Raw genomic sequence first — 12,368 nt, 5'->3', positions numbered from 1 at the left:
GTAACATTTTTGTGCTAGGATCTTGATGGCAATAAAATAAACATATAATATAAAAATGGCGAGAAAACTAGTTACAAAACTTTCTAATAGAGAATGTTTTACATTAACTGAAAAAGATACATTAAAGACAGCAAGCAACAAACTTCAAACACATAACGTTGGTGTGATGCCGGTATTAAGTGGACACGATAAAAGTGTAATTGGAATTATTTCTGAGCGAGATCTTGCTCGATATATTTATAAAGATGAATTCAGCAGTGAATTACTGGTTACCAAAATAATGACTACAAATATAATATCTTGTAATCTAAACACTTCTGTTACAGAATTAATGGAAATAATTTCTAATCATAAAATTAGACATATCCCTATAATAGAAGAAAAAAAACTATTAGGCATTGTGTCTATTGGAGATGTGGTAAATCATATTATTGAACAATATAAAGATGAAAACCAACATTTAACAGATTTTATAAATAAATAATAAAAATAAACAAAAGGAGAAAATGATGATAGTAAAAATAGATGGAAAGATAAGAACTTTTGCAGAATGGAAAACAATGGTTCACGGGCATTCAGAAAAAATAAAAAAATATGGAATGACATTTCTTTATGCAGGATCAGAAAAAAGTGATGACACTAAATTCACTACAATAATTAAATTTGATACAATGGAAGGTCTTGAAGCTTTTAAAGCTGACGATGAAATTCATAAAGCAAGAGCAGCTGCTGGTGTAGATTTAGCAAATACTGTTACCACACCAATGGGAGATGATCTCCTTGAACAATACAAAGGATAAAATAAGTCAATACTAGCGAAATATAACGCAGCTATATAAACGTTTCGATAATCTAGTGCTCACGTAATATGTTTTGTGGATCCTAAAAAAAGTATTTGTAGGTTACCGTAATGATCAAATATATTCTACCAGCTATAATTGTCCTCTTGATTGTAGTATTCTGGGAAAAAATTACTGAAATAGTATTCAAAAAATTTAATATCAGGCTGAATTATATTATTGTGAGTGCTGTGTTAATAACTATCGCTATAATAATTTTATTAATCAATTATGGATAAATTTAATTAATGAAAAAGTTTTTGGGGATCTTGGTTTTGGGTTTGTTGTTAGTTTCTTGTTCTAAAAACAAAGAAGAAGATGAATTTTTTTTTTAAAGAGTATTTGTTGAAAATAATTTTAATTATACCAATAGCCTACTTTTCTTTACTTTTTATTATATTTATATTTCAACGAAATTTATTATATGAGCCAAAAGAAAATAATTACTTTGGTGACGAATTAAAAGTTAAAATAGAAAAAGTAAAAATTAAGACGAGTGATAATTTTGAATTACTTGGATGGTTTCATGAAAAAGATCTTAGCAATTTTAAAACTTTAGTTTTCTTCCATGGTAATGCAGGAACACTAGAAAATAGAATACATAAAATTAATCATTTTAAAGACATGAATATAAATTTTTTAATTATTTCTTGGAGAGGATTTAGTGGAAACTTAGGCAAACCATCAGAAAAAGGTTTATATGAGGATGGTGAGAGTGCAATTAATTGGTTAAAAGAAAAAGGACTTAAAGATAATGACATTGTTCTGTATGGTGAGTCTTTAGGCACTGGGATTGCAACTCATGTTGCCCAAAACCATAAATTTGCAGGCGTTATACTGGAATCCCCATTTACATCTATGGTTGATGCAGCAAAAAATGTGTATCCATATTTTCCAATTAGATTTTTACTTAAAGATAAATACGAAAGTGATAAAAAAATTAAAAATCTTAAGTCTCCAATTTTAATTATGCATGGAGAAGAAGATAAAATAGTGCCATTTTGGATGGGTAAAAAAATGTATGAATTAGCTAATGAACCAAAATATTTTTATTTTCCTGAAAAAGACAATCATATGATGGAATACAACGAAAAGATGATGGTAGTTTTGAAGGAATATTTAGAGAGATTAAATTAAATAAAAAAAAACTTATAGAAATTATCGTTTGGGGATTGTTATGACCCAGATTTTTTATTAGTTTTTCAGTATGTTGTTTCATCAATAGTGCTTATTTTTATAAACATTTTTTAAATGAAATCTTAAATGAGATAACAATTTAGGGTGTCAGAGGATGTTAAAGGAAAATAGCAATTTGCTATTCAAGGGCGACTGATCCCACTTCCGTATTCTTTAGTACCGTTTAAACCTTAAGTAACGACGAGTTATGTACGCTTTTTCCTAAACTCTATTTTAACTAAACTCCTTATTCAATATATATTTAATTAAAATATTACAGGTAATTTATGAAATTAAACAAGGTTGAGCCAAAATACATTTCAAAATCCAACCCAAGAATTGGTCTTATAACGCTAGGAAGTGATTTTAGAATTGAAAAGGATTTTAATAATGTGATCTATGGAAGAGACATTGATCTCTATGTAAATAGAATTCATTGTTATAATCCCCTAACCAATGAAACGTTAGCTAAAATGTCAGATGATATTACCGATGTTACAAAGGATATTTTGCCAGATCAAAAAATAGATTGTGTAGCGTATGGTTGCACATCCGGAACAGTTGCAGCTGGGTATGATGTGATAAAAGAAAAAGTAAATTTAGCTAAACCAGAAGCAAAAGTAACAACACCAATAACTGCAGCTATTAAAGCATTAAATAAATTAGGCATTAATAAGATATCTATTTTTACACCTTATACAAAAACAATAAATGATTCCGTAGTTAATTACTTTGAAAAAAAAAACATTAGCATTAATTCTTTAACTTATTTTGATATTGATTCTGATTTAGATATTGGAAAAGTTGATGAGGATCATTTATTTGATGTCTTGTCAAAAATAGATCTTGAAGATAGTGAGGCGTTATTTGTTTCGTGTACAGCTTTACCAGTACTATCTATAATTAACAAGCTAGAAGAAAAATTAAAGAAAGTTGTTCTATCAAGTAATCAAACTTTAATTTGGGATTCTCTTAATGTGATTAATTATAAAGAAAAGATTGACGGTTTTGGAAAATTATTTAATAGTTAAAGTATATGAATTTTAGCAAAGAGGAATACAAAGCAAGATTAAAAAAAGTTCAAAGCTCAATGCAAGAAAAAAGCATAGAACTATTAATCTCTAGTGATACAGCCAATATGAACTATTTAACTGGCTATGATGCTTGGTCATTTTATTATGCTCAAGCTGTAATTGTACATGTGAATGCTGATGAACCATTATGCTGGGTTAGAAAGCAAGACTCAGGTGGAGCTTATATAAAAACTTATTTAAAAAATGAAAATATTTTAGTTTATGATGAAAAATATATTCATACTTGGCCAGTGCACCCTTACGATAATTTAGTAGAAATTATAAAAGTGAGAAAATGGGATAAACTTACAATAGGTTTAGAAATGGATAGTCATTATTTTACAGCTTATTGTTATAAAAAAATGAAACAAGGGTTGCCAAATGCTAAGTTAAAAGATTCTGAAAGATTGGTTAATTGGGCTCGTGTTGTTAAATCTAATGCAGAGATAGAACTTATGAAATCTGCAGCAATAATTTCTCAAAAAGGAATGCAAACAGCAATTGATGTTATAAATCCTGGTGTCAGACAATGCGATGCCGTAGGTGAAATTCAAAAAGCATTATTTTATGGAACCCCAGAATTTGGTGGTGAATATTCAAGTATTGCAACGCTACTTCCAACAGGAAAAGGTACTTCAGCATCACATTTAACAGCAACACAAGATAAGTTTGTTGAGGGTGAGGCTACAATTATTGAGCTTTCAGGGGTGTATCAAAGGTACCATTGCCCAATGGCAAGAACAGTTTTACTTGGAAAACCTGATCAAATGAAAATTGATACTATGAATAAAACAAATGAGGCTCTTCAAGCTGGAATAGATGCTGCAAAACCTGGACAAACGGCAGATGATGTTGCGCAAGCTTTTTGGAAAATTCTAGATAAATATGGAATAGAAAAAACCTCTAGAACTGGTTATTCAATAGGAATTGGCTATCCACCTGATTGGGGTGAACATACTCTTAATATATCTAAAGGCGATATGACTATTTTAGAACCAAATGTTACTTTTCATATGATTGCTGTAATGCAATTTGGAGGGTGGGGTGTTGAAGCATCAGAAGCAATACGAATAACTGATAAAGGGTGTGAGTTATTTTGTAATTTTTCAAAAAATCTGCATATTAAGTAATTGAAATAAAAAAAACTTGATAAACAAGCTAACAAATGTTTTAAATCCCTTGAAAAAAATATGGCAAAAAACAAAGAATTTGTAAAATTTGACAATGTAGACAAAAGCTATGATGGCAAAATATTAGTCGTTAAAGGATTGAATCTGGACATTGAAGAAGGTGAGTTTGTAACTATGTTGGGACCCTCTGGTTCTGGTAAAACAACTTGTTTAATGATGCTTGCTGGTTTTGAAACTCCAACTCATGGAGAAATTTATCTAGATGGTAAGGTGATTTCAAACATTCCACCTCACAAAAGAGGAATTGGAATGGTATTCCAAAACTATGCTTTGTTCCCTCATATGACTGTTTATGAAAACTTAGCTTTTCCATTAAGAGTTAGAAAAATTCCAAAAGATGAAGCAGATAAAAAAATTGATAAAGCCTTATCAATGGTTTCACTACACGGTTTTGAAGCAAGAATGCCGATGCAATTATCTGGTGGACAACAACAACGTGTTGCTGTTGCAAGATCATTAGTTTTTGATCCACAAGTTGTACTTATGGATGAGCCACTTGGAGCTTTAGATAAAAATTTAAGAGAGAGTATGCAGTATGAAATTAAACATATTCATGAAAGCATTGGTGTAACAGTTGTTTATGTAACACACGATCAAACTGAAGCGTTAACAATGTCAAACCGTATTGCAGTTTTTAATGATGGAAAAGTTCAACAGTTATCAAGCCCAGATGAATTATACGAGAAACCAGTTAATTCTTTTGTTGCTGAATTTATTGGAGAGAATAATAAATTTTTAGGTCAAGTTGCAGATATTTCAGGTGACAAATGTAAAGTAAAATTAGAAGATGGTACTGAAATTTTAGCAAATCCAGTTGCTGTAAAAACAAAAGGGGATAAAACTAAAGTTTCACTAAGACCTGAAAGAGCAATTATAGATCCTATAGATAAAATGGATAACAATCATAAAGGTAAAATTGAAGAAATAATTTATCATGGTGATCACACAAGACTAAGAGTTGATTTACTTGGAAATAAAGATTTTATCCTTAAAGTACCAAATAGCACTGCAAGACTAGACCTTAAAAAGGGTAATGTGCTTAATATAGGCTGGAACAGTGTTGACTGTAGAGCTTTAGATCCAAAATAAGCTATAAAAATTTCCTAAATAAATAAAGGCAAATAAGCCATAATTGACTGTTGACTAAACGTACCTATATTGTTTTACTTTCACTTTATAAATTAACAAAACGTTAACGTTAAATAGGAGAGAAAATGAAAAAACTAAGTAAATTATTACTTGCCCTATCTTTTGTACTTTCTATCACAACTTCAGCATTTGCAGTTACTGTAGTGTCTTGGGGTGGTGCTTACACTGAAAGTCAAAAATTAGGGTACGGTGATCCTACGGCTGCTAAATTAGGTATAGCTGTAAACTGGGTAGATTACACAGGTGGATTATCAGAGATTAAAGCTCAAAAAGAAGCTGGAAAAATCACTTGGGACATCATTGATGTATACGCAAAAGATACTATCATTGGTTGTGACGAAGGAATTTTTGTTGAATTCGATTTCGATAAAGACTTCGCACCTGCTCCAGATGGAACTCCTGCAAGTCAAGACTTCTTCACTAGCATGCCTTCTAAATGTGCAGTTGGAAACATCTTGTACTCTTGGAACTATGCTTACAATGACGCAACAATTGGTGACAAAAAGCCTACTACACTAAAAGACTTTTTTGACACTAAGAAGTTTCCTGGAAAAAGATCAATTTACAAAGGTGCAATGTCTAACTTAGAAATTGCTATCACTGCAGACGGTGTAAACCCTGGTAAAGGTTCTGACTTAACTTACAGAAAACTTGAAGCTGATGGTGGAGTTGATAGAGCAATGAAAATGATTACAGACCTTTGTACTGATCCAAATGGTGGATGTGTATTCTGGAGTGCTGGAGCTCAACCGCCTGAATTACTTGCTAATGGTGAAGTAGTAATGGCAACTGGTTGGAACGGTAGATTCTTTAACGCGCAAATGGAAGGAACTCCTCTTGTACAAGTATGGGATGGACAAATTCTTGACTATGAATATTTTGCAATGGTTAAAGGTGGACCTAACGATGCTAACGGTGAAGCTATGAAAGTACTTAGAGAAATGACAAGTACTGAAGGTTTAGCTGGAAGTGCTAAGTATATTGCTTACGCTCCTTGGAGAAAGTCTTCAATTGCTATTATAGATGCTGGAGAGCCATGGTATAAAGATGGTAAAACAAGCATGGTACAACACATGCCTACAGCACCTATTAACACTAAAAAATATATCCTAATGAATCCTGATTTCTGGGCAGATAACCAAGATGAAATCAACGAGAAATGGGAAGCAATGAAAGCTGGACTATAATTTAGTTTTATAGATTAAGTTTTTATTATAAAATATTAGGGCGGTTACAAAATAACCGCCCTTTTTTTTTAAGATTTTTTAAAATATGAGTACAGAACAAATACTATCATCAGATGGACTACCTCTAGAGGTAAGTTTAAGGAAAGCTGAGAGAAAAAATAAGTTAAAAGCAGTGATGCTTGTAGCTCCATTATTTTTATTTCTTATAATCACATACGTATTTCCAATAGGTGACATGCTATTTAGAAGTGTTGATGATCGAATGATCACCAAAATGCTACCAAATACCTTTACAGCGATTGAAAAATGGGATGGTAAAGATTTACCTGATGAACCAGTATATGCAGCACTTTATAAAGATTTAGCATATTTAAAAAAGACTAAAACTTATGGTAAGATTATAGCAAGACTGAATTATGAAAAAGGTGGATTTAGTAGCTTAATTAAAAAAACAGTTAGAAAAATTGGAAAATTTGAAGAAGGTAATTATAAAGAGCAATTTATAATTGTTCACAAGAGATGGGGCCAACCTGAATATTTGGTTGCTTTAAAGAATGCTGCACCAAACTGGACTTATGCTAAATATCTAAAAGGTGTGGATTTAAAGTTTAATCAAGATGGAAAAATAATTCAACAAGATGAAGATAGAAGAATTCATAAGATACTATGGTTAAGAACTCTCAAAGTTGCTTTTTGGGTAACTATATTTTGCTTCATACTTGCTTATCCAATTTCATACTTATTAGCTACATTACCTATGAAATATAGTAATTTACTAATGATATGTGTACTTCTTCCATTCTGGACATCACTATTAGTTAGAACCTCAAGTTGGATGGTTTTGCTTCAACAGCAAGGCCCAATTAATGATTTAATTGTATTTCTTGGACTTGCAGCAAACGATAATAGGCCTGAGTTAATGTATAATGTAATTGGAACTTTTGTTGCGATGACTCAAATCTTACTACCTTTTATGGTATTACCACTTTACAGTGTAATGAAAACAATATCTCCAAGCTTAATGAGAGCTGGAAAATCTTTGGGTGGAACACCATTTGTAGCATTTAGAAAAATATATTTTCCATTAACAGTTCCTGGAATTGGTGCTGGGTCCTTGTTAGTTTTTATTTTAGCAATAGGTTATTATATAACTCCTGCATTAGTTGGAGGAGCAAGTGGATCCTTAATTAGTAATACGATTGCTTATCATATGAAAAGTTCTTTAGATTGGTCATTTGCAGCTGCATTAGGCACAATGCTGTTGGTTGGTGTCTTAACTATTTACTGGATTTATAATAAATTAGTAGGAATAGATAATATTAAACTAGGATAAATTATGTCATTACCAACTTATACAGCATGGAATTATAGAATTTGGCACTACACATATTTAACTATTTGTGGATTAGTATTTTTCTTTTTAATTGCGCCATTGTTTATAATCTTGCCACTTTCATTTAATGCCGAGCAATACATTCACTTTTCAGCAAAAATGTTAGCACTTGATCCAGATGGTTTTTCTTTAAGATGGTATGAGGACATGATTTATGGAACTAAAAATCCATGGGGACTTGCTGCAAAAAATAGTATTATTATTGCTTTCTTTGCAACAATTGGCTCAACAATTCTTGGAACGGTTGCAGCATTAGGTTTAAGCAGCAGGCATATGCCTTATAAAGCAGCATTCATGGCTTTATTAATATCGCCAATGATTGTTCCACTAATTATTTCAGGAACAGCGATCTTTTTCTTTATGGCAAAAGTAGGTTTGGCTGCAACACATACAGGAATAATTTTAGCACACATTATTTTAGGAACACCATTTGTAGTTATTACAGTAACAGCAACATTAACAGGTTTTGATCATAGTGTTACAAGAGCTGCTGCAAGTTTGGGAAGTAATCCAGTAAATACTTTTATGAAAATAACATTACCATTAATTTTACCAGGTGTTATTTCTGGTGCACTATTTGCATTTGTGACTTCATTTGATGAAGTTGTAGTTGTATTATTCTTAGCAGGATTAGAAAACACCACTATTCCAATTCAAATGTGGGTTGGTCTTAGAGAGCAGTTAAGTCCAACAATAATGGCTGTGGCAACTTGTTTGATTATAATGTCTACATTAATTCTAGTTAGTGCAGAACTTTTAAGAAGAAGGTCTGAAAGACTAAGAGGAATTAATAGGTAATTTATTTACTAAGTTCATTTTTTTTATTATAAATAGTTCTTCAATTTTTAAATCTTATGGAAATTAAAAAAGTAGTAGTTATTGGGTCAGGTACTATGGGTAGTGGAATTGCAGCACATTTATGCAATGCAAATATTCCAGTAACTTTATTAGATTTAAGAACTGAAATAAGTGAGCAAGCACGAGATAAAATTCAAAAATCAAGACCTCCACTTTTATTAGATAAGTCAAAAATAAATAACATTAAAGTAGGAAATATTTTAGATAATTTTGATGAAGTAAAAGAAGCTGACTGGGTAGTAGAAGCTGTTGTTGAAAGAATAGATATCAAACATGATATTTATGAAAAAATATTTAAGGAAAGAAAAAAAGGTGCAATAGTATCCTCAAACACCTCATCTATACCTATTAAAATCTTATCTGAACATTTATCAGAAGAAGAAAAAAAAGATTTCTGCATCACACACTTTTTTAATCCAGTTAGATACATGGGATTATTAGAGATAGTTAAAAATGAAAATAATGATTTAGATAAAATAAACTCTTTAAAAAATTTTTGTGAAACAGAACTTGGAAAAGGTGCGATTATTTGTAATGACACTCCAGGTTTTTTAGGAAATAGAATAGGTGTTTTTGCAATGCAAGTTGCAATGACGGAGGCTTTTAAAATGAAACTAACGATAGAAGAAGCTGATGCAATTTTTGGAAGACCAATGGGTATACCAAAAACAGGTGTGTTTGGTCTTTATGATTTAATTGGTATTGATTTAATGGCCGATGTTTTAAAAAGTTTTATTAAAGAATTGCCAGAAAATGATCCTTTTCAAACAGTTGCAAAAGAAATTCCTTTAGTAAAGACGTTAATTGAAACTGGGTACACAGGTCGAAAAGGCAAGGGTGGGTTTTACAGGGTTAATAAAACTGGTGAAGTTAAAGTTATGGAAGCAATTAATCTTGAAACTGGTGAATATTCAGCAAGTAAAAAGATTAATATTAAATCAGATAAAGTAGATCTTAAAAAATTGATCTCAAGAGAAGATAGGTATGGCGAGTATGCTTGGTCTGTTATTTCTAAGATTATTAAATATGCCTCTTCTTTAGTTCCGTCAATTACAAAAGATTTTAATGATATTGATGAAGCAATGAGGTTGGGTTTTAACTGGACTAAAGGTCCGTTTGAAATGTTGGAAGAAATTGGAGTAGAAACTTTTTTTGGTAAGATTGATGATATCAAAGGAAATACTTTTTTAGAAAATTTATCTCAAAATAGAAATCAAAATTTTTATGGATCTAGACAAAAATATACCGACATTGAAACATTTGGAAAAGCAAAAAAGAAAGCATTAAGTGTGGATGGAAATAGCTCAGCTCAGATATATAGATTTAATGATTATAATATTGTCGAGTTTACCACTAAAGCAAATACTCTAGATTACGATTCAATGGATGCTTTAAAAAAAGCTATAGATAAACCGTTGATTATAATAAATGAAAGTATGCAATTTTCTGCTGGAGTAAACTTGAGTTATACGATGGATTTTGCAAATAAGAATGATTTTCAATCCATAGAAAAATTTATTAGATATTTTCAAGAAACCTGCAAACATCTTAAGTACTCTAATCATCCGGTTGTATCTGCACCATCAGGGTTAACACTTGGTGGCGGATTTGAAGTTATGGTTCAAAGTAATTTTGTAGCCTCACATACAAATATTGTAGTTGGATTAGTGGAAACGATAGTTGGATTAATTCCAGCAGGTGGAGGATGTAAAGAAATGTTAGCAAGATGGCTTGATACGGATGAAGCTAAAAAAGATCCTCATTACGCACCTCTTAAAGTGTTTGATATTATTGGTTATGGAAAAACTGCAACTTCACCAGTTGAAGCAGAACCATTGAAATATTTAAAACCTGAAGATAAAAAGATAATGAATAGAAATAGTTTACTAGAAGTTTCAAAAAAAATCTTAGATGACAATAAAGAATTTAAAGTCCCATTAGAAACAGAATTTAACCTACCAGGGAAAGAAGTTTTTATAGAAATGAATAAAATTGTAGAAAAGCTTTATAATGAAAAAATAATTGGTGATCATGGTGTGACTGTTGCAAAAGAATTGGCCCATGTTTTGAGTGGTGGAGACACAACTATTGATAAAATTTTATCAGAAGATGATTTATTTAAATTAGAATTAGATGCATTTATGAGATTAATCGAAACAAAAGAAACTCGAGATAGAATTAAACACACACTAGCAACAGGAAAACCTTTAATTAACTAATATTTTTCGTCTTCTTCTTTCTTTACCTCATTTTCTAATATTTCTTCTTTCTTTTCTTCTATTACTGCTTCTTTTTTAAATTCTATTATCTTTTCACTTTCTTCTTTTTCTCTAATTAATTGGTCATTAAACTTTTTAATCAATTCTTCTTCTTTTACTATTTGCTCCTTATCAAATTTTCTTTCCCATTCTTTTATTCTCTCTTCTTCATCTTTGACTCTTTTCTCTTCAAGAATTCTGGCTTGAATTATTTTTTGTTCCCTTAGATTTTCTAATTTTATTTCTTCTTCTTTTAATTGTAATTCTTCCTCAGTTTTTCTTTGATTGAGATCATTTAGTCTCAATTCCTTAAGTTCTTCTATTTCTAATTGTTCTTTTAGTCTAAGTTGTTTTTCTTTTTCTCTCAACTCATCAGCTTCTTTTAATATTTTTATTTCTTTTTCTCTTAATCTTTCAACCTCAATTTTTTTGATATTTTGTTCAATTTCTTCGAGTTTTTGTTTTTGATAATTTAATTTATGTTCCTCTTCATTTAATCTTTGCTCATTTTTTTTTTGTTTATCAATCTCAATATTCTTTAATCTTTCTTCCTCATCTTTTATTTTTTGTTTAGCTTCACGGGCATTCTGTCTCTCAAGAGCCATTATTTTATCATTTTCAATTTTGGCTTTTTGTTGCTCTTGTCTTATTCTTTGCTTTTCAAAAAATTCTAATCTTAGTTTTTCTTCTTTTAATTTTAAATCATCTTGTCTTGTTTTTTCCTCTTCTTCATCTCTTAGTTTTTGCTCTTCAGCTTTAATCCTTTGAGCTTCAAGTTTAATTTTTTTTCTTTCAATTTGCTGTTGTTGTTTTATAATTTTTGCTTTTAGTTTTTCTTGTTTCTCTATTTTTTGTTTTTCTTCCTTTATTAGATTTAATTCATTTTGTTTAATTAACCTTATCTCTTCATTTTTTTGTTTTTCTTGTTCCAAGTTTTCTTTTTTTAACTCCTTAATTTTTTCTTTTTTTAATAATTTGATTCTATTAAGTTCTTTTTGTTTAGCTTTTTCTTTGAAGTTCTTATATTTTTCTGCTAGTGATGATGATGTGAACTTTGTTAATTTTTCTAAATTAATTTTTTTTAAAATTTTTAATGGTTGGTCAATTAATTTTTTTCTACTTAAATTAATTTTTTTCCTAATTGTATTATTTAGGACAATTTTCACATACATATTTGATCAAATTTTAACTAATAATAATAGTAATAGACTGGCTAAAATGGGTTCAACTTGAGATTTTACCCCT

General features: G+C 30.3%; 11 protein-coding genes. 10 read left to right on the top strand and 1 reads right to left on the bottom strand.

Annotated features, from left to right (window positions below; all coding sequences use genetic code 11):
- Positions 1-55: 55 nt before the first annotated feature.
- The 10 genes from ABXT48_RS05385 to ABXT48_RS05340 all read left to right on the top strand — a co-directional run bounded on the left by ABXT48_RS05385 (position 56) and on the right by ABXT48_RS05340 (position 11,084).
- The gene (locus tag ABXT48_RS05385) at positions 56-484 is read left to right on the top strand and encodes a CBS domain-containing protein (RefSeq protein ID WP_415285983.1); all 429 of its coding nucleotides are present in this window, start codon (positions 56-58) and stop codon (positions 482-484) included.
- Between the two features lie 22 nt (positions 485-506).
- Positions 507-800, top strand: a complete 294-nt coding sequence (locus tag ABXT48_RS05380) for a hypothetical protein (protein ID WP_415285981.1) — start codon at positions 507-509, stop codon at positions 798-800.
- Between the two features lie 357 nt (positions 801-1,157).
- Entirely contained in the window at positions 1,158-1,976 is an 819-nt protein-coding gene (locus tag ABXT48_RS05375; RefSeq protein ID WP_415285980.1) for an alpha/beta hydrolase, read from the top strand.
- 326 nt (positions 1,977-2,302) lie between these two features.
- Complete coding sequence (locus ABXT48_RS05370; protein ID WP_415285978.1) at positions 2,303-3,046, top strand: racemase; 744 nt, start codon at positions 2,303-2,305, stop codon at positions 3,044-3,046.
- A gap of 5 nt (positions 3,047-3,051) precedes the next feature.
- On the top strand, positions 3,052-4,218 hold the full coding sequence (locus ABXT48_RS05365) for a M24 family metallopeptidase (RefSeq protein ID WP_415285977.1): 1,167 nt from the start codon (positions 3,052-3,054) through the stop codon (positions 4,216-4,218).
- Positions 4,219-4,278: 60 nt separating this feature from the next.
- Positions 4,279-5,367 carry an ABC transporter ATP-binding protein gene (locus tag ABXT48_RS05360; protein ID WP_415285976.1) on the top strand — a complete coding sequence of 363 codons (1,089 nt, stop codon included), beginning with the start codon at positions 4,279-4,281 and terminating at the stop codon, positions 5,365-5,367.
- Positions 5,368-5,492: 125 nt separating this feature from the next.
- Complete coding sequence (locus ABXT48_RS05355; protein WP_415285975.1) at positions 5,493-6,614, top strand: extracellular solute-binding protein; 1,122 nt, start codon at positions 5,493-5,495, stop codon at positions 6,612-6,614.
- Between the two features lie 85 nt (positions 6,615-6,699).
- On the top strand, positions 6,700-7,947 hold the full coding sequence (locus ABXT48_RS05350) for an ABC transporter permease (protein ID WP_415285974.1): 1,248 nt from the start codon (positions 6,700-6,702) through the stop codon (positions 7,945-7,947).
- Between the two features lie 3 nt (positions 7,948-7,950).
- Positions 7,951-8,805 carry an ABC transporter permease gene (locus ABXT48_RS05345; protein ID WP_415285973.1) on the top strand — a complete coding sequence of 285 codons (855 nt, stop codon included), beginning with the start codon at positions 7,951-7,953 and terminating at the stop codon, positions 8,803-8,805.
- A gap of 56 nt (positions 8,806-8,861) precedes the next feature.
- A complete protein-coding gene (locus tag ABXT48_RS05340; RefSeq protein ID WP_415302753.1) occupies positions 8,862-11,084 on the top strand; it encodes a 3-hydroxyacyl-CoA dehydrogenase NAD-binding domain-containing protein in 2,223 nt (740 codons plus the stop codon).
- On the opposite strand, the gene ABXT48_RS05335 is transcribed toward ABXT48_RS05340, so the two are convergent.
- Entirely contained in the window at positions 11,081-12,295 is a 1,215-nt protein-coding gene (locus tag ABXT48_RS05335) for a primosomal protein (RefSeq protein WP_415302752.1), read from the bottom strand. The two genes, ABXT48_RS05340 and ABXT48_RS05335, sit on opposite strands and share 4 nt — an antisense overlap.
- Between the last annotated feature and the right edge of the window lie 73 nt (positions 12,296-12,368).

The organism is Candidatus Pelagibacter sp. Uisw_101, from assembly GCF_047727615.1.
Taxonomy (GTDB): Bacteria; Pseudomonadota; Alphaproteobacteria; order Pelagibacterales; family Pelagibacteraceae; genus Pelagibacter.
The sequence above is the reverse complement of the archived record's forward strand: the minus strand, read 5'-3'. Positions and strand labels throughout refer to the sequence as shown.